This window comes from Gilliamella sp. wkB171 (assembly GCF_001693755.1).
Lineage (GTDB): Bacteria > Pseudomonadota > Gammaproteobacteria > Enterobacterales > Orbaceae > Gilliamella > Gilliamella apicola_F.
The window spans coordinates 1-25,021 of sequence record NZ_LYST01000035.1 but is presented as its reverse complement, the minus strand read 5'-3'; the positions used below and the strand labels follow the sequence as shown (position 1 = coordinate 25,021).

General features: G+C 35.2%; 21 protein-coding genes. 8 read left to right on the top strand and 13 right to left on the bottom strand.

Translation table 11 applies throughout. The features are described from left to right. The first annotated feature begins 168 nt into the window (after nt 1–168). A complete protein-coding gene (locus A9G03_RS04530; protein ID WP_065635101.1) occupies nt 169–855 on the top strand; it encodes a heavy metal response regulator transcription factor in 687 nt (228 codons plus the stop codon). Continuing rightward, a complete protein-coding gene (locus A9G03_RS04525) occupies nt 842–2,245 on the top strand; it encodes a heavy metal sensor histidine kinase (RefSeq protein ID WP_065635100.1) in 1,404 nt (467 codons plus the stop codon). The genes A9G03_RS04530 and A9G03_RS04525 overlap by 14 nt, the downstream gene beginning before the upstream one ends. Here the strand turns inward: A9G03_RS04525 and A9G03_RS04520 are convergent. The 6 genes from A9G03_RS04520 to A9G03_RS04495 form a co-directional block, all read right to left on the bottom strand. Further along, on the bottom strand, nt 2,238–2,438 hold the full coding sequence (locus A9G03_RS04520; RefSeq protein ID WP_065635099.1) for a YaeP family protein: 201 nt from the start codon (nt 2,436–2,438) through the stop codon (nt 2,238–2,240). The genes A9G03_RS04525 and A9G03_RS04520 overlap by 8 nt on opposite strands. 43 nt (nt 2,439–2,481) lie before the next feature. Further along, a complete protein-coding gene (gene rfaC / locus A9G03_RS04515; protein WP_065798523.1) occupies nt 2,482–3,444 on the bottom strand; it encodes a lipopolysaccharide heptosyltransferase RfaC in 963 nt (320 codons plus the stop codon). A gap of 6 nt (nt 3,445–3,450) precedes the next feature. Then, nucleotides 3,451–4,494: an ADP-heptose--LPS heptosyltransferase RfaF gene (gene rfaF, locus A9G03_RS04510; RefSeq protein ID WP_065635097.1), complete on the bottom strand. Its 1,044-nt coding sequence runs from the start codon at nt 4,492–4,494 to the stop codon at nt 3,451–3,453. Between the two features lie 10 nt (nt 4,495–4,504). Then, nucleotides 4,505–5,431: an ADP-glyceromanno-heptose 6-epimerase gene (gene rfaD, locus A9G03_RS04505; RefSeq protein ID WP_065635096.1), complete on the bottom strand. Its 927-nt coding sequence runs from the start codon at nt 5,429–5,431 to the stop codon at nt 4,505–4,507. Between the two features lie 866 nt (nt 5,432–6,297). Next, on the bottom strand, nt 6,298–7,077 hold the full coding sequence (gene cmoM / locus A9G03_RS04500; RefSeq protein WP_065798522.1) for a tRNA uridine 5-oxyacetic acid(34) methyltransferase CmoM: 780 nt from the start codon (nt 7,075–7,077) through the stop codon (nt 6,298–6,300). A gap of 3 nt (nt 7,078–7,080) precedes the next feature. Then, nucleotides 7,081–7,812: a 1-acylglycerol-3-phosphate O-acyltransferase gene (locus A9G03_RS04495; RefSeq protein ID WP_065798521.1), complete on the bottom strand. Its 732-nt coding sequence runs from the start codon at nt 7,810–7,812 to the stop codon at nt 7,081–7,083. A 90-nt stretch (nt 7,813–7,902) separates the two neighbouring features. On the opposite strand from A9G03_RS04495, the gene mnmD reads away from it, so the two are divergent. Continuing rightward, a complete protein-coding gene (mnmD, locus tag A9G03_RS04490) occupies nt 7,903–8,607 on the top strand; it encodes a tRNA (5-methylaminomethyl-2-thiouridine)(34)-methyltransferase MnmD (RefSeq protein ID WP_065635093.1) in 705 nt (234 codons plus the stop codon). Nucleotides 8,608–8,809: 202 nt separating this feature from the next. Next, a complete protein-coding gene (locus A9G03_RS04485) occupies nt 8,810–9,748 on the top strand; it encodes a hypothetical protein (protein WP_065635092.1) in 939 nt (312 codons plus the stop codon). Nucleotides 9,749–9,903: 155 nt separating this feature from the next. Here A9G03_RS04485 and tamB read toward each other — a convergent pair whose 3' ends face one another. From tamB to dapB, 5 genes are all read right to left on the bottom strand, one after another. Beyond that, entirely contained in the window at nt 9,904–13,707 is a 3,804-nt protein-coding gene (gene tamB, locus A9G03_RS04480; protein WP_065798520.1) for an autotransporter assembly complex protein TamB, read from the bottom strand. Nucleotide 13,708: 1 nt separating this feature from the next. Next, a complete protein-coding gene (gene tamA / locus A9G03_RS04475) occupies nt 13,709–15,391 on the bottom strand; it encodes an autotransporter assembly complex protein TamA (protein WP_141671598.1) in 1,683 nt (560 codons plus the stop codon). Between the two features lie 672 nt (nt 15,392–16,063). Further along, on the bottom strand, nt 16,064–16,603 hold the full coding sequence (gene hpt / locus A9G03_RS04470) for a hypoxanthine phosphoribosyltransferase (protein WP_065635089.1): 540 nt from the start codon (nt 16,601–16,603) through the stop codon (nt 16,064–16,066). A gap of 525 nt (nt 16,604–17,128) precedes the next feature. Then, nucleotides 17,129–17,629, bottom strand: coding sequence for a tRNA adenosine(34) deaminase TadA (tadA, locus tag A9G03_RS04465; protein WP_065635088.1), 501 nt, complete (start codon nt 17,627–17,629; stop codon nt 17,129–17,131). A gap of 10 nt (nt 17,630–17,639) precedes the next feature. Continuing rightward, a complete protein-coding gene (gene dapB / locus A9G03_RS04460) occupies nt 17,640–18,461 on the bottom strand; it encodes a 4-hydroxy-tetrahydrodipicolinate reductase (protein WP_065798519.1) in 822 nt (273 codons plus the stop codon). A 130-nt stretch (nt 18,462–18,591) separates the two neighbouring features. Here dapB and A9G03_RS04455 point away from each other — a divergent pair, with 130 nt between their 5' ends. Continuing rightward, nucleotides 18,592–19,788, top strand: a complete 1,197-nt coding sequence (locus A9G03_RS04455) for an MFS transporter (RefSeq protein WP_065798518.1) — start codon at nt 18,592–18,594, stop codon at nt 19,786–19,788. Between the two features lie 50 nt (nt 19,789–19,838). On the opposite strand, the gene A9G03_RS04450 is transcribed toward A9G03_RS04455, so the two are convergent. After that, nucleotides 19,839–20,450: an FKBP-type peptidyl-prolyl cis-trans isomerase gene (locus A9G03_RS04450; protein WP_065635085.1), complete on the bottom strand. Its 612-nt coding sequence runs from the start codon at nt 20,448–20,450 to the stop codon at nt 19,839–19,841. A gap of 210 nt (nt 20,451–20,660) precedes the next feature. Here A9G03_RS04450 and bamE point away from each other — a divergent pair, with 210 nt between their 5' ends. After that, a complete protein-coding gene (bamE, locus tag A9G03_RS04445; RefSeq protein ID WP_065635084.1) occupies nt 20,661–21,104 on the top strand; it encodes an outer membrane protein assembly factor BamE in 444 nt (147 codons plus the stop codon). Nucleotides 21,105–21,146: 42 nt separating this feature from the next. On the opposite strand, the gene A9G03_RS04440 is transcribed toward bamE, so the two are convergent. Further along, nucleotides 21,147–21,521 (bottom strand): DUF5362 family protein, encoded by a 375-nt coding sequence (locus A9G03_RS04440; protein WP_065635083.1) that lies wholly within the window; start codon nt 21,519–21,521, stop codon nt 21,147–21,149. Between the two features lie 121 nt (nt 21,522–21,642). Between A9G03_RS04440 and dusA the strand changes: the two genes are divergently transcribed. Both dusA and rep read left to right on the top strand, forming a co-directional pair. Continuing rightward, entirely contained in the window at nt 21,643–22,569 is a 927-nt protein-coding gene (gene dusA, locus A9G03_RS04435; RefSeq protein ID WP_082209398.1) for a tRNA dihydrouridine(20/20a) synthase DusA, read from the top strand. Between the two features lie 101 nt (nt 22,570–22,670). Beyond that, nucleotides 22,671–24,689: a DNA helicase Rep gene (gene rep / locus A9G03_RS04430; protein ID WP_065635081.1), complete on the top strand. Its 2,019-nt coding sequence runs from the start codon at nt 22,671–22,673 to the stop codon at nt 24,687–24,689. The last annotated feature ends 332 nt before the right edge of the window (nt 24,690–25,021 follow it).

Below are 25,021 nucleotides of genomic sequence, written 5' to 3'. Positions count from 1 at the left end.
ATGAATCATTGTGTGCATACTATAACAGAGACAAACAAACTAATTAGTGACATAAAAATTACAATATAGTCATCAATTTGTCATGATGTCATTTGGTTTTTTCATATATCCTATTACAGCATTATGCAATTTCGATAATCAAATAAAATAATAAAGGAAATACTCAAAATGAAATTGTTAGTTGTTGAAGATGAACATAAAACAGGCGAATACTTACGCCAAGGTTTAATTGAATCTGGTTTTATTGTTGATTTAACCGATAATGGCTTAGATGGTTACCATCGTGCTATGACCGAAGATTATGACTTAATCATACTCGACGTGATGTTACCCGATATCGTTGGTTGGAAAATAGTCCAATCATTACGTGAGGCAGGCAAAGATACACAAATTATTTTGCTTACCGCAATGGGTAGTGTTGATGATAAGGTTAAAGGACTTAATTTAGGTGCTGATGATTACTTAGTTAAGCCTTTTTCGTTTGCTGAACTTTTAGCGAGGGTAAAATCATTATTAAGACGTAATGTTCCTCAAGTTAACAATTATCAACTTACCATTGCTGATTTGGTGATGGACTTACCTAAGCGGACAGTTACGCGAGCGGATAAAAGAATCGAATTAACTAATAAAGAATTTTTGTTACTGGAGTATTTTTTACGTTATCCTGGCGAAGTTTTACCACGATCGCTTATTGCTTCACAAGTGTGGGATATGAATTTTGATAGTGACACCAACGTGATAGATGTGGCAATTAGACGATTACGAAATAAAATCGATGCTGGGTTTGAACCTAAATTAATACATACTGTGCGTGGAATGGGATATAAATTAGATGTATTGGATGAAGCGGATTAAAATTATCTCATTTCGTTTGCCCTTAATTGTGTGCTTACTGACATGTGGGTTACTTTATTGTTTTAGTTATTTGATAGAACGTTCATTTGAAAAATTTTCGATTCAACAAAATGTCACTGAATTAAATTCAGTCATTTCTTCGATTGAACGAGAGCTTACTTATTATTCTCCTGATGATAACCGTGATGAATTTTTTCAAAATTTATTATTAATTTTGACAGGTCATCATCATCTGTTTGTCTATATTATTGATGATTCTGGTAAAATATTATATCGAACACGTGGTCCTAATTTAATGCTTGCTCTAAAACCAGATGAATTTGAAAAGATAGTTACTGAGCATACGACTGCAATATCCAATATGGATAAATCATCTTATCGAATTGCCGCTTCACGCGTTATGGTTGAACCACATAATCAATATACCACTATTGTAGCTGTTGGTCGTGATTTGCAATTGGAATTTATTAATCGATTAAGAAATGGGCTTGGTCTCCTCATTGCAATCTCTTGTGTACTTGCGCTAATTGGATCAATCATTTCGATATATTATACTCAAAAGCCGATTAATCGCTTAATTAAGAAAATTGAGCGTATTAATATGAAAAGCCTTAATTATCGAATTTCAACCTCGACTGTTCCTATCAAATACGTCAGCCTTGTACGCGCATTTAACAATATGCTTAGTCGTATGGAAGATGTTTTTCTTCGTCAACGTAATTTTACTGCTGATATTGCGCATGAAATGCGAACACCCATTACTAATTTAACTACTCAAACTCAAATCGTATTGAATAATGCTCGATCAACTGAAGAATACCGAGAAATTTTATATTCTAACTTAGAAGAGTATGAAAGAATGTCATTAATGATATCAGATATGCTGTTCTTAGCTCAGGCTGATAATCGTCAATTAGTGCCAAATTTAATCGATATTGACTTACATAATATGCTCAGCTTAATGTGTGAATATTTTGAACCCCTTACTGATGAAAAGAATATTGCTTTTAATCTGGAAGGTAATTGTGCACATATTCAAGGTGATAAAATGATGCTAGCTAGAGCAATAAGTAATATTTTATCCAATGCTATTCGTTATACGCCTGAAAATCAAATTATCAGAATTGTTTTAAGTCAAGTCACCGATAAACGTGTGAAGATTATCATTTCTAATCCAGGTAAGAAAATTGATAGCCGGCATTTACCTCATCTTTTTGACCGGTTTTATCGTGTAGATGAATCTCGTCATCGTAATGGAAATGATGCTTCTGGTGCGGGTATTGGATTAGCAATTGTAAAATCAATAATTGAAACGCATAAAGGCTCTATTTATGTCGAGTCTGATGAACAATCTACACGATTTATTATCAATTTACCCACTGCTATGTGACATTAAAGTCGCTAATTAGTAAATTTGCGGCTGCGTAAGCCGCTTTATCTCTTAACTCTTTAGGGACAAGTTGGTTGCTGGCTACTTCATCAAGTGCTTGCATAACAGCACTTAGCGCATCTTCAATATAACCAAGTTCATTACTGCCAATTTGTGCATATTTTTCACGAATTAATTCACAATAATTATTCATTAATTTTATCCCTTTTTAGTTGAGCAATGATGAATTGACTCATTTATAACAAATCAGTCAATTTTTGGTAAACTTGCTGTGCAGTGATTGTTTTCATGCTTTTTTCAGGTGAAATAATACTGTATTGATTTTTGCCATATCCACCAATCAACTTAGGATCAGTTTGACCAAAAAGCGTAATATTTGGTCTATCTAATGCTGCTGTTAGATGACTCAATCCGGTATCAACTGAAACAACCGCTTTAGCACCCGCAATAATGGTCGCAATATCATTTAATGAGAGTTTAGGTAAAACTTCAACATGGTTAAAACCTTGTGCAAGGCGAATTGCTCGTTGTTGTTCATGTGGTGCGCCCCAGGGTAATTTAATTTTTAATCCTGTTGGCTCAATTTGTTTGATTAATTCTCGCCATTGCTCCTCACTCCAATGTTTTTCATCACGCGTTGTAGCATGTAAAAAAATAAGGTATTGTCCTGCATCACTTGGTAAAGTACTCAGAAAGTGGCGAGCAATAGCATAATCGCCAGTGAGGGTTGGAGTAGGGTAATTAAGGCTTTGGGCAAATAACATCCTAACACGTTCAATTGCATGCATTTGCTTGGGTATATGGTGCTTTATATCGTAAAACCAACTCGCTATGGGTTCCTTGATGCTTTGACGATCTAGACCATGTTTAATGCCTTTAGCTTTGCGCGTAATCAAAAACGCACTTTTAATTAGCCCTTGTGCATCGATAATTGCATCATATTGCTTCTGTTGAAGTTGTTCAATAAAAGCGTGACGTTCTTGCCGTATTGGTTTTGCAAACCAATTTTTGCGCCAACGTCGGATTGCCACTGGTATAACTGTATCTACCGCAAAATGCCAACTGGGAATTTGGGCAAAGTTCTCTTCTACTACCCAGTCAAAAGTAACATCAGTTAAGCAATTTGCTGCATCAGTTAGTGCAGGTAGTGTGTGCAGCACATCTCCCATCGAAGAGGTTTTAACAACAAGTACACGCATGGTTAGTTACTCTTTTTCACAACGTACGATGAGATTCATTAACGTTTCGAACACTTGAGCGGGTTTTATATCGATCAAACTTTGGTGATATCCTTGATCGCCATCGCCTTTACGTACTTTGTGATACCCGGTGATTAATCGAATAATTTCTGCTCTGTTGGATAAAGGTGGCGTAAAATCAGGACTACTTGGACCATAAAGCGCAACTAGTGGCCTATCTAATGCAGCAGCAACATGCATTAAACCAGAATCATTAGTGACAATTGCTTTACAGCCTGCAATTAAATTAATTGCTTGCTCAAGCTGTGTTTCGCCAGCAAGATTAATACATTGATCGCTATGCGTCATTTTGGCCATAATTTGATTTCCAACTTCCCGATCGTTGGCAGAACCAAATATTAAAATTTTAGCATGTTGGCTTACAATCATATCGGCTAGTGCTGCATAGTGGTAATCGGGCCATCGTTTAGCCGGTCCAAATTCAGCGCCAGGACAAAAACCAATTAAAGGTTCATCGTTTGCAATATTGAACATGGTTAAAGTATTGGTTATATCCTCTTGGCTAACCTCTAATTTTGGCCACAATAATGGTTTAGGCAGATCTTGTGCTGAATGAATTTGTTGTTTAGGATAAGCAAGCGCAACATAACGTTCGACCATTTGTGGAAACGCTGGTTTATCTAATTTGCGCAAGTCATTTAACAATCCATAACGCATTTCACCTTTCCAACCTGTTCGTTTAGGAATTTTGGCGAAAAAAGGAATTAATGCTGATTTAAGCGAATTAGGCAAAATAAAAGCTTGTTCATAATTGTTATTACGTAGCTCTTTGCCTAAATGATAACGTTGCATGAGATTAAATTCACCATGACCTAAAGGCATCGCAATCGATTGATTTACTTCCGGCATTTTATTCAGTAATGCTCGACACCAAGCGGGTGCCATGACATCGATTTCAACGCTGGGATCAAGTTGTTTTAAAGTTCGATATAGGCTTTGTGACATCATCATATCACCCACCCAAGACGGGCCAATTATCAACGTTTTCATTTGACTTCCTTTATTGCGCATTAAGCCATTGCATATATTCAGTTGTCCCTTCACTTACTGTTTTAAAATCAATTGGACAACCCGTTTTTCTAAACTTAGTTAAATCTGCTTGAGTAAAACGTTGATAACGTCCTTTGAGGTGATCAGGAAACGGAATATAATCAATTTCATCTTTTTTGTGATAACTTAGTACCGCATCTGCAACAGCTTGGAATGACTCAGCGCGGCCAGTACCACAATTGTAAATTCCAGAGATATTATTTTTCCAAAACCATAAATTGACATCAACTACATCGCCAACATAAATAAAGTCGCGTTTAAAATTATCACTGCCAACAAATAATTTCGGTTTTTCACCTTTATGGATTTGTTCGTTCAAGTGAAAGGCAACGCTAGCCATACTGCCTTTATGATTTTCGCGTGGCCCGTAAACATTAAAATAGCGAAAACCACACACTTGTGAAGTTGCATCAGGTAGGATTTTTCTTACATATTGATCAAAAAGAAACTTAGAATATCCATAGACATTTAACGGTTTTTCATAACAGCGATCTTCAATAAAGTTATCACTTCGTCCACCATAAGTTGCCGCAGATGACGCATATAAAAAAGGAATATTGAAATCTAAACAGTAATGTAACAAATCTTTTGAATAATCATAGTTGTTTTCCATCATAAACTTGCCATCCCATTCTGTTGTTGATGAACAAGCACCTTGATGGAAGATGGTTTCAATATTAAGCTGTTCTCCAGCAATAATTGCTGAAATGAATTCATCTTTATCCATATAGTCAGCAATATCTAAATCGACTAAATTTGCGAATTTAGTTCCATCGGTTAAATCGTCGACAACTAAAATATCTTGATATCCTTGATTATTTAATCCTTTAACAATATTGCTTCCTATAAACCCAGCGCCACCAGTTACTACGATCATAATCATTTTCCTTAACTAATCTATTTAATCTACTTATGATACCGATTTATGCAAAAATTTTCGAGTAATCATTTAAGTTAAAGTCATAATTGAGCATTAGTAACTAAATTGTACAGAACAATTGACGACTTAACTAAAAAAATGGGGTAATTTATACTGGATATTAGAAATATAAAGTATTCCTACTAGTTTTGCTGATCATTAAGTACTAGCAAAGCGGTAATTTGATTTGGCCTATAGTGTTCTGTCAGTGCTATGACTGCATTTAGTATATTGGTTATTATTATTGATAATGTAGCCAGTTATTATGCCACTATAAACGTATTTATGGTGTAAATCAGGGATAACCGTTGAGCTATTTTCAAATAACATCATAATTAATAATACCAACAAAAGAATTTGTTGTATCAATAATGGTTACAGCGCTAATCCCTGTTTTGTCAAAGCAAACATTGCCTGCCTATAAAAGCGTTGTATTATTTTTACTATCGATTTTTTATGGATGTCGATTCAGCAACTGTTTAGGCATTGTTAACCAAACTTGTTCAACGTTATCTCTAAAATGATAACAAGTAGAATGTTTTTGCCTAAAATTTTTTAGTTTTATGACTATCATTGCTAAAGCATAATTTAAGGCTAATTGTCGTGTAGTCTTGATTGTTTGTGTAAAATTTATAGAGTACGCTTGTTAGCTAATTAACTGCTGATTAGATGAGTCGAAGTAAAAGAACAAATTAAAATGTTCGAAGGCAACCCCAATTGTTATTAGGCGATGCGGACAGAACGTTTATTTATAGTAAAGGCTTAATTCTACTTATTTTAGAAGATGAATATAGCCTAATATCAGGCTATATTTTATCTATCACTCAATCGTCATTGTTTAATTTTGCACTTATCAAAATGTATCTAGCTAAACTCAGATAAGGTTCAGTTTGGCAATACTGTTTTTCTAACTCAAGTAATTGTTCAAAATGACTTTCAGCTTTGGATTTATTATTTAAGTAATCATGAAAAACTCGGATCCCTGTTTTATTGGTAATAACAAAGCCGAGGTGAGTTAACCAAGTGTAGACATCATTAGGTTTTCTTGGATAATCAGGTGAGAGCGTCTTTTTTTTACGTTTACGAAGACCTGCTTGGGTGTAACCAAAATTGCCTAGTGTGACAGTTTTAAATAGTAATGCATCAAGGTTATAAAACATCAAAGATAGATAACCCTCAGGTTTTAAGTATTTTTTTAAAGATGCGATGACCTCAACAGGCTCTGCCACCCATTCTAAAACAGCATGACAAATGACGAGATCAAATTGTTCATGAACATAATTACTGAGCTGTTGAATTGAGCTATGGATGAAATTCAACGTAAGGTTTTCAGTTTGGGCTTTTTGTTTGGCTAAAGCTAACATGTGCTCAGAAATATCACAAAGCGTGACTTGGTGTCCCATTTGGGCTAATCGACAAGCAATTTGCCCTTGTCCACCACCTGCATCAAGAATTCTTAATGATTGATTGGCAGGGTAACATGTTAAGATTTTAACTAGCTCTTGCCAAACAATCGCTTCACGAATTTTTCCTTTTGTTGTGCCATAAATGTTTTGTGCAAACTTATCGCTGATATCATCAAAGTTACGGTCTTGTTTAGTCATAAATTATTTTTGATTATCTTGTTGCTTGGCTTGCATATTGATTTGTTCGATTTTGTCACTCATCAATTGGTGGCACTGTTCCATTAAAGTACGAGCATCCTCTTTTCGTAGGTTTTTAGTTTCGATCGGTGCGAGCATCTCAACAATCATATGACCGTTGTTTAAACGATTTAATTTAATCGAATTGGTATCAGAAACACAAATAGGCACAATTGGCACACCGGCGGCAATCGCAGCTTTAAATGCACCGGTTTTAAATGGCAGTAAGCCACGACCTTGACTACGGGTACCTTCAGGAAACATCCAAATTGAGATGCCTTGTTTTTTTATTTCATCAACAACTAATGCAATCGTATCATGCGCTTTAGATTTATTCTTGCGATCAATTAAAATATTACCGGTGAGATAATAGAGCTGACCAAAAAAAGGAATCCAAGCAAGACTTTTTTTACCAACTGTAACTGTTTTAGGTTGAAAAATATCGGCAGCAACAATCATATCAAAATTATTTTGGTGGTTGGCGATATAGACGCAACTACCTATTTTTTCAATATCAGGATATTTACGTGTATCAATTTTTAGCCCTAAGATTGGTTTAAAAAAGAAGCTAAAAAGATGAGCAAATCGAGCAATATTTTTTGGATTACGTGGATTAAATAGACAAAAAACTATACCTAAGACACAAACAATAATCCCTATAACTACCACACTAATTAAGCGAAAAAGAAAAACCATAATTTACCTCATAAGTTTAATGTGCTTATTATATACTTAATCTAGGCTAATATACAGTTAGCTTCTCTGTTTCACATATTAAGGGTATTTATGCAAAAATCGACAATTATTTGGGATAATAATACAGCAATTTCTGGTTATTTTGATGATGTATATTTCAATACTGATGGTGCGGTTGCTGAAACAACATATGTCTTTATTGAAGGCAATGAGCTTAATTTGCGATTTTTACAACATGATCATCATACATTTATTGTCGGTGAAACCGGTTTTGGTTCAGGACTGAGTTTTTTAGTTTTATGGTATCATTTTTTACAATTTAAAAAGCACAACCCCGATCATCCACTAAAAAAATTGCAATTTTTTAGTGTCGAAAAATACCCATTATCGATGGATGAAATGAAAAAAATACACAATAGTGTAATTGCAAAAGATCATCCATTAGCGCCATTAGCAAAAAAATTGCGTGAGCATTTAAGTCAATCCACGTTATTAAGTCAAGATGTCAATTTATCGGTTTGTTATGATGATGTTGCACAATTTGCAACATTTTTAACTAAACAACATATTTTAATTGATGCTTGGTTTTTTGATGGTTTTTCACCGGCTAAAAATCCCGACATGTGGTCTGAATCCTTGTTCAAGGCTTGCTATAAGCTAACTCGCTCAGGTGGAAGTTTTGCAACGTTTACCGCAGCGGGTTTTGTGCGCCGTAATTTACTGAGTGCTGGCTTTGTTGTTAATAAGCAAAAAGGATTTGGGATAAAGCGAGAAATGCTAATTGGCTATAAATGATAAGTTATGCTAAGTAGATAAAATTGTCATAATCATTTATTATCAATCATCTTGTAATTAATAAGATAAGTGAATAGGGTAACGAATAATTCAACAATTTACTAAAATTTATAAACTCATTGATATAATATCTTGAAATATAACAATAGATTATTTTTTAATAACATAAGGAAAGTACAACTTAAGTTGAACAGGAGAAAACATGAAAACTTTTAAAATATTACCACTGGCGTTAATAGGCGCGATGGCTTTAGCTGGTTGTGAAGAAAAAAATGAAGAATATTTTCTAAAAAATATTGATGCAGCAACCGAAAAACTTGAACAATGCACCCAAGATTTTAAAAAAGCTTTTATGGCAAAAGATGAAAATGCTGCTGAAAAAGTCAGTAATAATCCAGAGTGTTTGGCGGCAGAAAGTGCTATTAAGAAAGACAAACAACTAAAAGATGAACAAGAGAAACAGCGTAAAGAAGCTGAGCAAAAACAAGCCATTGATTCAGCAATGGCAGATATTCAAAAACAAGTTAATGGCTTGGCATGGACTGACGTTATTGATGAGTATTTAAAGATTGATGAATGTAAAAAAGCTTTATTTTCAAGTACAAGCGGTAATCCTAAATGTGTTGCATGGGAAACTATTTTTAAAGAAAAAGTTGATGAAGGTAAAAAAGAGCTAAAACAGTTATCCTTTGATCAACTTAAAACTAAAATGACATCATTATGTAAGCTAGATAAACGAACTATTTCTAATTGTAGTATCGCGCAAGAAGCATTACAAGAAAAAGCAACTGAAGAATTAGCTAACGATGATCTGCAAACAATTAAAGCTAAAGAGCCCATTTATTGTGCTGACGATTTAAAACTTTTAGCGGTGTGTAGAGTTGCTTGGAATAACGCTTGGCAAAATCAACATAACAAGCTTGTCAAGTTTTATACTCAAAACAATACAGAATTTGTGACTACTTATAATGCTTGCATCGATAGACTAGAACAAGCTAAGGCTGAAAATTCAGATTTTTTAAAAGGAATTCAATTAGAAGAAACAATTAGACAAACCTATCCATGTCGTCAAGTAAAAGATGCTTACATCGAAAGAGGTATTGGATATGCGCCTTTCAATGACGGAAAATTAGAACAATAATCGCATTAATGGCCCCTGCTTAGCATGGGGGCTGCTCGCTTTTACTCAATAGCAACATTGCAGTAAAATACAATCAATCCCCGCTTTAATAAACACTGACTTTCGCTTATTAATTAACAGTATTATTAACTTAACACTATTTTTATTATTTAATACTAAAATTCGAACTGATAAATGAGATCGAGTGCTTGAGCAAGTCCTGATGTAGCCTCTAAGTAGAGACTTGGCATTAATCTATAACGTAAAGTAAAAGTGGCTAGCGAATCAAAAATACCGACACCATATTTAAGCTGTAAGTTAGGTAAAATATAGCCGCTTACAACTACTTTTGAGCTATTGCCTGCGCCTTGTGTATCTAAAGTCAAATTTTTGATGCCAAAAACATTCCCTATATCACCAATATATTTCCCTGTTTTCGATGTACCAATCCCGACTAATAGCGCTGTCATCATATCGTTGTCACTTTGATCAGTACTATCAAGCCCTTGACCTCGCACTAAGTATGACAAAGCTTCTTGCTGTGACATTGCCGGATCTGAAAACACTTCGATTTTCGGATCTTCTGACGAACCAGTAACACGAATGCCAGCAGTAATTTTATTATTGTCCATTGAATCCGGATTACGGATGGCTTCAACATCAAGCATAGCGTGGTCGGTTGGTCCAGAAAAGGTAATGACACCTTTACGAATGATTAAATCTTGCCCATAAGCATGGAATCGACCGTTTGGAATATGAATTTCACCGTGTAAATCCAATCCTTTATTTGTCTGGGTAGCGATTAAATTACCTTTTAATGAAGCATTTAGACCAAAGGCATCAACGGTAACATCATCACCAATTTCGATATCTAGATGACTATTGATTTTCATACCAAATTTTTGCGGCTCGATCTGATGACGATTTTTATCCAGCATGACCTCATCAGACGATACATCCACGCTCGATGGTGGCAGTGAATCAACGGTAATTTTACCTTTTGGAATACTAACCTTACCTAATAACGTTAATTCATCTTGAGATGCATTAATTTTAATATCAGGCACAACATTCATCACAATCATTGGTGGCACTGTGACTTGCATTGCTGCACCATTGACAGTGATTTCAGCCTGCCATTTATTTAAATTCAGCCAACTAGCATGACCATTAATATTAATATTACCGGCTTGCGTAGTTAAAATTCCTTTTAATGTTGATGATTTACCATTTAATTTTATATCTACCATAGCTGAATTAATATCAACAGGTAGCTGATTAGATTTGATTTCACTTTGTTTTAGGTTAATGTCACCTGTTAAAGACGGATCGTTGAGCGAACCGGAAAATTTTACGGCACCATTAATTGCGCCTTTAGCATATTCATTTTTATCCAATAATGGGTTGAGTATAGCTAATGCCAAATTATCAATAATTAATTGGCCACCTAGTTTTTTCTGATTAATTGGATCATCAATTATCAAATTACCTCTTACTTTACCTAGTTGCTTTAAACTAAAACGCCAATCTAATTTTGCTTGTTGTTCATTAAATTCAGCATTAATGTTAAATAAATCAAAAGGAATAGGTAAAGTTTGACTACCTATACTTTGCTGTACATAAATTTTATTACTATTTATGTTGGCTTTGATGGATGGAATTTTGTTATTGTCATTGAACTTAATATCGACTCTTCCATCTAAACTCCCGGTAATTTTAGTATCCCCATCATTGGGTATCGGTAATTTAGCCAAATCAATGTCTTTAAGGGAAATTGTGCTTGAGCTATTGGCTGATATTGATAATGGTTTGTCTAAACATAGGTTAGAATAATTATTACGCCAACAATGCGCCCCGATTGTTGGGATCTGATTGGTGACATCATAAGATAATGATATCGGTTTGGTTAACTGCCAGTGGTTATTATTATCTAAATTTAACAGTGCATTAGCAATGTTTCCGGTCCATTTAGTATGATCTTTATCAATTTGACCTGTTAAGGTTGTCTTTAACGATGCTGGCAGTCCATCGAGCGCTAGAGTTAAAGTATGTTTTTTTTCGTTACCTGTCAGTTCGATATTGGCTTTTTTTATTGTCTCGCTTGCTAATTGGATATTATCACCAATTAGTTTCAGCTGACCGCTTAACTGATTTTGATATTGAATTTTTCCAGATAAGTTTGCCTTAGCAATGGACATATTGGCTAAACTTAATGCAGTGACAGTTAAATTCGAGTCAACAATTGGATTTGTACTTGTCCCATTCATTTTGATATTGCCGACAATAGACCCTTGCATATCATCAAAAAGTAATCCTAACGACGCTAAATTTAGTTTGGTATTTAAATTCGCTTTTTGTGTTGAACCATCAACACTAATTTGATTTTTTCCCCACATAATAGCAAGATTATTTGCCGATAAGGACTTATTCGAATCAACAAACATATTACCATTAGCCGCAAAATCAGCTTGTTTTATTTTACCTTTTAGTTGTAGATCGGTAATATTCACTTGCCAATTATCACCTTCTAAGCTTCCACTTGTTTTAAGTTGACCATTTAACAGAACCGGATAATCAGGGAGTTCTTTGGTAATGTCGACATGATCAAGCTTGATAATAGTATCCCATTGCAACGCATTTAGCCAACTAATGTGACCACTAAGGTCTATGTTGCCTTGCGGCAATTTAATTCTGCTATGATCTAAAGTTGCATCTTGATTTGTACCTTTACCGGCAATATCGAATGTGGTTGCGGGAATATTTTCGCCGGCTACCGATCCTTTTGCGGTTAAACCATACTGCTGAACGTTACCGTCCAGCGTTAAATCAAAATCGTTAAGTTGATATTGGGCTGCCCCTTCAATTGGCCATTGAATGTATTTACCCTGGAGTTTGGTCATCACCGGTAAATATTTTTCGATAAAATTGATATGGCCATCAAGATCAAATTGGTTTAGCCCTTCTAAGCGAGTGTTAGTGTATAATTCACCCAGTAATTTTCCAGAAAATTGACCATTAAAGTGGTTTTGCTCGGTATCAGCTTTGACTAAGGCAACAATTGGCCAATCATTACCCAGTGTGATTTCACCCGATACTAAGGCGTGACCATTAGCATAAGGGGTTTTAATCTCTGTATCCACTTTTTTTACAACAATGTGATTGTTTACCATATCGGTATTTATTGTGACCTGATTGAAGTGATAATCTTGCCCACCAATATGTAACAACCAATCGTTTCCAGATAAACTCGTTACATTAATATCTAAAGGAATACTAACTTGAGGTAATGAACTTATTAGCGGTTGATTAAACAATTGATTAATCTGTTCATTAATAGCTAAACTGGTTTCATTTTTTTGTGCTGGTGTCGGTGTTGAAGGTGTATCAGCAAATATTGCATAAAGTCCCATTGCAGTAGTTGGGTAAACATAAATTTTTTCATTGACCCACGTTGCTTTACCATTAAAACTTGATAGACCAAATTGCATATCATCAACACTCACTTTGACATTATTGAGTTGAGTGGATTGTAATTTGATAGGTAAGGGGGTTTTTATTGTAAAACGCGAGGTATTATCAACCACTTCGTCAGGTGAGCTTTCAATTTCTTGCGTATTAACATTAACATTGACTCCATCAGCATTAAAATGTTTTAAACACACTACAGTTTGAATCAAGCATGAGCCTGAAAGTTCGAGTGATGCATCATCAACAGATACATTAACACCAGTCAAATTAAGAGAAAGCCCTTTGATATGTAAATTATGAAAAGTGCCTTCTACCTGTTCGATTTTTAATTCAGGTAAAAATTTATTTAGCGCAAACATTGTCAATTTTACGCCTAAACTGGTGTAAATCATGACAATGACAAATGTTATCAAGAAGATAAAAATAGACAATATGACAACACTATGCTTTTTCCATTTATGTAGGTTATGCGATGCTTTAGATTGCTTCGAATTAATAGAATTTTCTGCCATATTATAATTCACTTCCTAGACCAATATAGAGATGGATAGAGCCTTTATCTTTTCTATTTAATGGGGTGGCTAAATCTAATTTTATTGGGCCAACAGGTGATGCCCATCTAACGCCAACACCTGTACCTGTATAGAATTTTGCTTTATCAACTTTATCGATTGCTTCACCAGTATCTACAAATACGGCTCCCCACCATGCACCTGTTACATTATATTGATACTCGCCTGAGCCGGTGATCAACTTTGAAGCGCCTTTTAACTTGCCTTTTTTATCTTCAGGAGAAATAGATTGATAACTATAGCCACGAATACTACGATCACCACCAGCGAAGAACCTAAACGATGGTGGTACTCTATCAAAATTACTCGCTTGAATAATACCAAAATTACCTCGAGCAATAAATCGATGCGTTTTTTGCAATGAGCGGATCCAAGTTTGTTGCGCTTGAAAGCGTACTAAATTGATATCTGAACCCAATGCATCTGCCGCCGCTTCAACTGAATACCGTTGTGAATCGCCCCACATGGCTAATAAATTACCATCACTACGGATTCGCGATAAACTCATAGAAGGATAATATAAAAACGTTTTATAACTTGAATCACCTTGGGTAAAGTTATCACGTAACATATTTAAACCCAAAGCCGTTTGCCAACCCTCAAAATGATCCCAATTTCGTAATACCCCAAAGGTATATGAGCGCGAGTAGGTATCATTATTATCAATTTTTTTGTAGCCACCTTGGATCGTATAATATTGTTCTAATGGAGATTTTTTTAGGGGGATTTTATAACTCATGGTTATTGTTTGTTCGGGTGACGATAACGAAAGATTGCTTTGAAAACTTTGCCCACGACTATTTATCCATGGCTTATTCCAGCCAATTTTTCCATGAACACCATTATCGGTTGAATAACCAAGTCCTAAGTCCATATTATTCTTTTTACGTGGTGCCGTTGCGACATCGATCGGGAGTTCTTTATTTGCTGTTAAGTGAGGAAAATCGGGTGTCACAACAACTGAATTGAACCAGCTAGTTGAACTTAAACGCCGATTCAATAACGATAATTGCTCGGCAGTATACATATCACCTTCTTTAAATGGCACTATGTTAGCTAGATAATCGGTGCGAATTTTGGCATCGGGAAAGCTAACTTTACCAAATTTGTAACGTTGACCCGTATCAAAATCAATATTCCAAAAAGCTTGATGTTCATAATTTGAGACTGCTAACTGGTGTTTAGTCATATTGGCATCAAAATAACCCTTGTCGAGCGACAAATTGAGTAATGCTTTTTTGAATGACTCATAGATACCATGGTTGAGCACATCGCCAATTTTGGGAAGTTTATTTTTGAGTAACGCTTTGAAATCGTCATCATGTTGACCTTCACCTGTGATATTAATATTTAGTTGTTCAACAATGACGGGTTCACCTGGTGTAATTTTTACTTTTAAGACTTTAGGATCTTGTTCGTCATAGTCAAAAGTAGGGGAGTAGTAACCTAAAGCGCGTAGCGCTTTTTGAACTTCACTTTCAAAATAACGTTTAAAATTGGGCGTATTATTAATTTTACTCGGCTCAATTAACGAAATACGCGCATCGACATTATCAGCCAGTTCTCCTGATAACCCTTTAATCGATAATTTCATATCAGCATAACTAGACGCTGTGGTTATCATCAAAACTAGACATAATGAACGGGAAAATCGTGACACGTATACCTCGATAAGATTGATTATTTTAAATACTATCTATATTAGGTTAATTTTTCGAAATCGTTTTGATGACAAATTTATCATATTAAGCTTATCATCGTCTATGATAAGCTAAGTAAAAAAGCATTAAATTATTGACAAGCAGTGCTTTGCTGGTCAGTGATGGTTTATCTATTGTTGCGTTGTTTGGCTACATTGATTATCTATTAATTTATGAAAAGGCAAAACTCAGTCGTTTAATTGTGTGAATCAAGCAGATTAATCTATTTTACATCAAGTTGCTGTGCGCGTTTATTGATGTTAATTTACCTCTTGCTATTGCGATAACGAAATGTCCAGATATAAAGACATATTTTTAATATAATATGTAATAGGTTGTTAGTATAAGCCTTATTATCGGTTGCAAAAAGGAATCAGTTTTTTCAAATCGCCAATAATAATGAGGTGAGGCGATGATCTTAATAAAATTGATTGATACTTGATGAAAATGATAACCGGCAATATTTGATCTCCAGTCAGCTTGCTGGTTTATGCCGGTTAATTCAAATAATGGCTATCTTGCATAACATATTAAAAATGTAAGATAGTTTGGGACGATCTTTACTCTACCAGTTTTCGATAGTCATAAATTATTTATTACTCTTCAATTAACTTGACCTGCCCAATATAAGGTAAATGGCGATAATGCTGTGCATAATCTATACCATAACCAACGACAAACTCATCAGGTATAGAAAATCCAATATATTTAACCGGCACCGATACTTCACGACGAGAAGGTTTATCAAGCAAAGTACAAATTTCAATACTGCGGGGATGACGCAATTTTAATATTGCCATAACTTTACTTAAGGTATTGCCTGTATCAATAATATCTTCAACAATTAAAACATCTTTATCGCGTATATCCTCATCAAGGTCTTTTAATATCTTAACATCTCGGTTACTTACTACAGCATTGCCATAACTTGATGCTGTCATAAAATCAACTTCATGTCCAACAGTGATGGCACGGCTTAAATCTGCCATAAAGATGAATGATCCTCGCAAAAGCCCGACTAAAATGAGTTCATTTTGGCTATTTTGATAATCTTTACTGATTTGTTGTCCAAGTTCAAAAACGCGTTTTTGGATATCTTGTGCAGATATCATCATTTCTAAGGTATGCTTTTTCATGAATAGTGCTCGAATTAATTTTTTAAAAATATCGTTTTAGATTCTAACAATATTCCTCGATAAAAAGAACAACTAAGAGCATTTTTTATTGAAAGTTCAGAATAATGATAATATTAGCTGATATGAGGATTAGATATTTTCATTTAATGATAATAAACCGAAGCTTTATATTTTGCTGCTGTGCAATTTTGGCTATTGCATATTGTGAGAATTTTGTATGGATATTTTATGTGTTCGAGTAAACAGATTTACTTGAACCCCTTCAAGGACTTTGTAAAAGATTGAAATAATAGTGATTTGACCAACTACAAATTCAATTGATCATCAGGATGGGAAATAATTGCTTTACAGGCTGAGTATATTAAAAATTTATTGGATAGTACGCAATAGTATTAATTTACTCAGTATTTCTAAAACTCAAATCGGCAAAATTTGATTTCATTTTGATACTAATTGATTAATATTTTTTATTTTTTGCACTTTTTTAAGTTTAGCAAAATCTATTTATTCAACTAACAACAATATCTACCCTTGTTCAGCATTATTTTGTCGTGATTGCTTTAATAATTTTTTCTGTAAGCGTCGTTTTTTAAAAAAGTTGCTTAATATTGCACTACATTCATCCATTAAAACTCCGCCTGTTACTTCGGCATAATGATTAAGACCTTGATAATTCAGGATATCAATAAACGATCCTGCTGCGCCTGTTTTCAAATCATTTGCCCCATATACCACACGTTTTATACGGCTATGGATGATGGCTCCAGCACACATAATACAAGGTTCAAGAGTCACATAAAGGGTGGTATTAATTAAACGATAGTTATTTAATAAAATACCAGCTTGCTCTATTGCCATAATTTCAGCATGCGCAGTCGGATTATTTTTAATAATGGAATGATTAAAGCCTTCGCCGATTATTTGATTATTTTCATCAATGATTACTGCGCCGACGGGGATTTCTCCAATAGATTCGGCGCGCTTGGCAAGCATTAATGCATGTTGCATCCAATATTCATCAGACATAGCAATGCAATTACAAATTATTCAAATTTAATACATCTCGCATGTCATATAAACCGACAGGCTGTTTAGCAAGCCATAATGCAGCACGCACCGCACCGTTAGCAAAAGTCATACGGCTAGAGGCTTTATGGCTGATTTCGACACGCTCACCAATGTCGGCAAAAATAGCTGTGTGTTCGCCAACGATATCACCTGCGCGAATAGTCGCAAAGCCGATAGCACCTTTAGGTCGTTCACCAGTATGGCCTTCACGACAATAAACAGCACGATCTTTTAAATGACAACCTAGTGCATCAGCAATTGCTTCACCCATGGCAAGTGCTGTACCAGATGGTGCATCAACTTTGTGACGATGATGTGCTTCAATGATTTCGATATCGGTATAATCGCCCATAATTTTAGTGGCTTTTTCCAGTAGTTTTAAAACAAGGTTAACGCCAACACTAAAATTAGCGGCAAATACAATAGCGATTTTTTTTGCTGCATCGGCAATAGCTTGTTTACCCGCTTCATCAAATCCAGTGGTACCAATTATCATCATTTTACTGTGTGCTACACAAAAAGCTAAGTGGGCTAAAGTACCTTCAGGACGCGTAAAATCAATTAATACATCAAATTTGTCTTTTACTTGTTCTAAATTGTCGGTGACTTTTATGTTACAAACGCCGATTCCTGCAAGCTCTCCCGCATCACTACCAACCAATGAAGAGCCCTTTCGCTCAAAAGCCGCACCTAAGGTAACACCGTCAATTTGAGAAATAGCTTGGATGAGCTGTCGTCCCATCTTGCCGCCAGCGCCAGCGATTGCAATACGAATCATATTTGTTGACATATAACTATCCTTAACTTTTTTTTAGATTTAGATAAATAAATATTATAGCGGAAAATAAAAAAGTTATACATAATTCAAAATTATATACTTTTTCAACGTTGTTTTTAAGGAAACGTTATAGGAGACAATCATGAGATGTCCATGGTATTTTGGCTGGAACATTGTTATTGCAGCTGCACTTTTAACCCTGCTATCTAGTGGACTGAGAATGAGCATGGGGGTGTTTTTTCTACCTATCGCAAATGATCTGGGTTTTAGTCGTAGCGTCTTGTCAGGCATTATTGCTATTGGTATGTTGTTTTCGGGTATTGCCATGCCGATAGCCGGCTACTTAGTGGGTAAATATGGTACGCGCTTTGTGTTGTTAATTGGTGCAGTGATGATTATTCTCTCAACAATATGGTCAGCAATGTCTCGTGATTATTGGAACTTCCTTTTTTCGTTTGGTATTGCTTTGTCATTTGGTACTTCATTTGTGGGGGCTGTCAGTTTTACGCCTATTGTGGCGAAATGGTTTCATAAGCGAAGAGGGTTAGCACTATTTATTGTATCAACAGGCAGTATGGCTGGCATTGCTGTGATGCTACCTGTATTTGCCTTTTTTATTCCGTTATATGGTTGGCAAAATACGTTAGTGGCGTTTTCACTATTTTTTATGATTCTAGCCATGCCTATTGCACTGTTTATTATGAAAGATAATCACGCCGATATCGACCGGCCAGAACAAGCGACAGTGCAAACACAACCGGTTAATATCAAACTTATTGATGTCTTAAAAACACGTCCTTTTTGGCAACTTAGTTTTGGGCTTTTTACTTGTGGATTTAGTATGAATTTATTAGGCACACATGGTGTCCCGATGTTGGTTGATCATGGTTTTGATTCGGTAACCAGTTCTACAGGAATTGGCTTGATAGGTTTAGTTGCTATTTTTAGTACTTTAGTACTGGGTTATATATCTGATATTGTGCAACGTAAAAACATTTTGATGCTCGTTTATTTGGTTCGAGGAATCGGTTTTATTGCGTTGGTCTTAGCCTCGACCAAATGGCAACTTTTTACTATCGCGGCTATTGGTGGTTTAGTTTGGGCAGGTGCATTATCTACATCAGGGGCAATAACTGCCGATATTTATGGTGTAAAAATTGTTGGATTACTTTCTGGATTAACTTACTTAGGTCATCAAATCGGTGCCATGATAGGTTCGTGGTTAGGTGGTTGGGCGTATGATAATTTACATACCCATTTAGTCGCTTTTGGTGCAGCAAGCATCTTATTACTCATGGCTGCATTAAGTTCCTATTTTCTACCTAAAAACTTAAAATAGATTGGATAGATTGATAAGTAAAAATGGACGCGAGCAAGCGTCCTTGTTTTTTATAATACTTTTAATAACTCGACATCAAAAATAAGAGCACTATAAGGTGGAATAGATGCACCTGCACCATGTGCGCCATAAGCTAACTCTTGTGGAATGTATAATCGCCATTTTGAACCTTCTGGCATTAATTGTAATGCTTCAACCCAGCCAGGAATCACGCCATTAACTGGGAATTCAGCAGGTTGACCACGTTCAACTGAACTATCAAACACGGTTCCATCAATTAATTGCCCTGTGTAATGTACTTGTACGCGATCGGTTGCTTTAGGTAAAGCGCCATTACCTTTGGTAATGATTTGATACTGTAAACCTGATTCAGTCGATTTTACCCCTTCTTTTTTTAGATTTTGTGCAAGAAACTCTTTACCTGCTTGTGCAATCTTTTCTGCTTGCTTAGCCTTTTCTTGGGTAGCTTGTTCATGAATTTGACGAAGTGCATCATGTAGTTCTTGTAATGGTAATGCGGGTTGATTGCCTGATAGCACATCTTCCATCGCCAATTTTAACGCATTAAGTTCTAAATTTTTTAATCCTGACTCTTTTAATTGTTGTCCAATTTGTAATCCAATTGCATAGCTGGCTTTTTGTTCGATAGTTTCTAATTTCATTTTTGACCTTTAATGATGAGTTGATAAGGTTTATAAAGAAGTTTATAAGTTTGTAGATACGCGCATAAAAGTCAAGAAGTAATTTGTTTTAGTCGTAAATAATGACCATTTCATCACTCAATAACAAAGAATTTGTTAATTTGGCTAGCACTTAGCCAAAATATCAGCGATAATAGACGTTATTAAATTTTAAAAATGGATTAAGTGTAGATGCAGTTTCGTAAATTTACCTCGCTTGTCATTGTAACTAGTGTGTTATTAACTGGTTGTTCAGTCGTTGATCGTTGGGTCTACCGACCAGATATCAATCAAGGTAATTATGTAACACCAGAAGCAATTGAACTATTAAAAACAGGTCAAACCAAAGATCAGGTTGTATTTATCATGGGATCACCAATGTTAACCTCTATTTTTGGTGATAATGTTTGGTATTATGTATTTCGACAACAACCACAGCATGGTCAAGTAAGCCAAAGAAATTATACTGTTTACTTTAACGAAATGGGTATTGTCACTGATATTAAAGCTACAGAGTTAGAAGGTTCTAAATCGTTAGAAGAAATGAATCAACAACAGATATCCGATCCTATTGATATTAAATCAGATGATGAGCAAAGTAGTTCAGAAGCGAAATCTGAATCTGACTCTCAATAAATACTAACCTCGCTAAATAGCGAGGTTTATATCATGCTGTAATTAATATCTAGAACCTAACATCGGTATCAACACTAACATACCAACGAATAGCAACACATAAGTTAATACTATAGCAATAATAGTAATCAACAATAATTTCCAATAAGAATGCAAGTTAGTAATTGCATTTACTAGATCTTCACCTCTTTTTGTATTAGCAGTCAGGCTAAATGCACTACCCGATTGAAAGAGCTTTATTCCAGCAATAAGGAGCGGCACACCAAAAATTGCAGTGATGATACCTAAGCAAGTTAATGCACCAGAAATAATTGATATAACACCACAAATCTGTTGCATCACCGCAATGAAGCGTAGACGTTTTTGGAGTAATTCTGTTATTTGAATGGAAATTATATTTGTGTTGTTTGTGTCCATTTTCATTCCTTATATTATTTATTGCACTATTTAAAAATGGCAGATAGAATAACAGGTTTTTGATTGAAGTCGAGGTGTTTTGTTGGCTAATTTTTGTCTAAACCGCTTTTCGGTAGCACCAATGCTCGATTGGACCGATAAGCACTGCCGTTATTTTCATCGCATATTAACTAAGCAAACATTGTTGTATACCGAAATGGTTACAACCGGTGCGATTTTATTTGGTAAAGGTGATTATTTAGATTTTAATTTAGCTGAACAACCTTTATGCCTACAATTAGGTGGCAGCGATCCTGTTGCACTTGCAAAGTGTGCTAAATTGGCTGAGCAACGAGGCTATAACGAAATTAATCTTAATGTCGGTTGTCCTTCGGACCGTGTGCAAAATGGGATGTTTGGCGCTTGCTTGATGGGCAATGCTGATTTAGTGGCAAGATGTGTATCGGCGATGCAAGAGCAGGTTGATATTCCCGTTACGGTCAAAACAAGAATTGGTATTGATCATTTAGATAGTTATGACTTTTTACGTCAATTCATTGATACACTTTTACCTTTTACTAATACCTTTATTGTTCATGCTCGCAAAGCATGGTTATCGGGGCTTAGTCCAAAAGAAAATCGTGAAGTCCCTCCATTAGATTATGCTCGTGTTTATCAATTAAAGTGCGACTATCCACAATTAACTATTTCGCTTAATGGTGGCGTAAAAACAATTGATGAGATCAAACATCATTTACAATTTGTTGATGGGGTGATGGTTGGTCGGGAAGCTTATCAAAATCCTTTGTTACTGGCTGAAATTGATGCTCAAATTTTTGGTATCGATAAACCAAGTATTGATGGTATATCAGCTATAAAAGCTTTATATCCTTATATCGAACAACAATTGACCCAAGGCGCACAATTAAATCATATCATGCGCCACACCCTAGGTATTTTTAATGGTCGCAAAGGCGCTAAACAGTGGCGTCGTTATCTCAGTGAAAATGCTCATAAAAAAGGCGCGGGGATTGAAGTCGTTGAACAGGCGTTGGCTTTTATTCATTAATTTTTGAATAAAAAACATTCAAAATGCTTAATTATCGGCATTTGTATCGAGTTATAAAAACAGTATATACTAAGTGCCAATTCTTCTAATGGTTAAAATCAGTGCGTTTAAATTCAAGTCAACAACAAGCGGTTGAATATGTATCCGGACCTTGTTTAGTTTTAGCTGGGGCTGGTTCTGGCAAAACTCGTGTTATTATTAATAAAATCGCGTATTTAATACGCGTTAAAGAGTATTTGCCTCGTCATATTGTTGCGGTAACGTTTACCAACAAAGCTGCGCGAGAAATGAAAGAGCGAATTGCTTTGTCTTTGACTAAAAAAGAGACGCGAGGGTTAAAAATTTCGACCTTCCATACTTTAGGCCTTGATATTGTGCGCCGAGAGTATCACCATCTTGGCATTAAAGCTAATTTTTCATTATTTGATGATCATGATCAAATTGCCTTACTAAAAGAATTGACTTTGCAATGGCTAGAAGGTGATAAAGATTTAATTAACCAATTGCGATCAGCCATTTCGAATTGGAAAAATGATATTATTGATGCAACTGTCGCTATGGCACGAGCTCAAACCAATAAAGAAAAGTTATTTGCCCATTGTTATCAACTTTATGAAAAACAATTAAAAGCATGTAGTATTTTGGATTTTGATGATCTCATTTTGCTTCCTACTTTATTATTAAAAAACAATCAAGAAGTGCGGGAAAAATGGCAAAATCGTGTGCGCTATTTACTGGTTGATGAGTATCAAGATACCAATACTAGTCAGTATGAGTTTATCAAATTATTAGTTGGCAACCGCGCTAAATTTACTGTTGTTGGGGATGATGACCAATCGATATATTCTTGGCGAGGCGCTCGTCCACAAAATTTAGTGTTACTTAAGCAAGATTTTCCTCAATTAGCCGTGATTAAGTTAGAGCAAAATTATCGTTCTTCAGGTCGTATTTTAAAAGTAGCTAATATTTTAATTGAAAATAATCCCCATATATTTGAAAAAAAACTGTTTTCGGAACATGGTTACGGTGAAGTATTAAGAGTGATTACGGCTGATAGTGAAGAGCACGAATCTGAAAAAGTAGTTAATGATTTAATTGCTCATCGCTTTGCTAATAATAGCCAATATGGTCAATATGCAATTTTATATCGAGGTAACCATCAAGCGCGTTTAATTGAAAAGATGCTAATGCAATATCGAATTCCTTATCGTATATCAGGTGGTACTTCGTTTTTTTCTCGTATCGAAATTAAAGACTTAATGGCTTATTTACGTTTACTAACTAATCCTGATGACGATAATGCTTTTATTCGCATTATCAATACACCAAAAAGAGAAATTGGCCCAGCGACGATACAAAAACTTGGGGAATGGGCAAATCATCGCGGTGTTAGTTTATTTCAAGCTAGTCATGATATGGGACTAACAGAAGTGTTATCCGGTAAACGAATGGAGTCTTTACAATTATTTATTCAATGGTTTGACTCACTTATTCAGCAATCACATAGTGAACCTATGAATGCTATTCATGAACTCATACATGGTATTCATTATGAAAGCTGGATCTATGAAACATCAGCTTCCCCAACCGCAGGGCAAATGCGAATGCGTAATGTAGAACAGTTAGTAAGCTGGTTAAATGATATGCTTCAAGGTGATGACCTAGATGAAGGAATGACACTTGAGCAAGCTGTCGCTAGGTTTACTTTGCGAGATATGTTAGAACGTAATGAATCGGAAGAAGAGTTAGATCAAGTTCAGTTAATGACGTTGCATGCATCTAAAGGGCTCGAATTTCCTTATGTCTACCTAGTTGGTATGTCTGAAGGGCTATTACCTCATCAAACCAGTATTGATGAAGATAATATTGAAGAAGAGCGTCGTTTAGCTTATGTTGGGATTACGCGTGCTCAACGAGAATTAACTTTCTCATTTAGTCGCCAACGTAAACAATTTGGGGAAACAATGTATGTTGAACCAAGTCGATTTTTATTAGAGTTACCTCAAGATGATTTAGCATGGCAAGATCAATCAACTGAATTATCACCCGAAAAAAAAATGCAACAAGGGCAGAGTCGGTTAGCAATGCTTAAAGCTCAAATTGCTAGTGCTAAACAATAATCCTTATTATCATAAAAATAAGAGTTGATACGTTTTAATGGATGGTTAATAAGCTCGTTTAATGCTTTTTGGGATTAACTATGATAGTTCTACACGCTAACTTTGTATGGATTGTTACCCACTGGAGAATAGTCAACATTTTAATAAAACCGGTTAGTGAAACCAATAAATTATTATTATTATCTTTATGTAAGTTGTAATAGGTTACTTGGTCATTCACATCCAATAAAATTAGAGTAATCTAGTTTGTTTTTACAATAGATATTTTTCAATTATATTTTATAATATGACATTATTATAAACCATGAATTATGACTGATAACGTTCAAGAA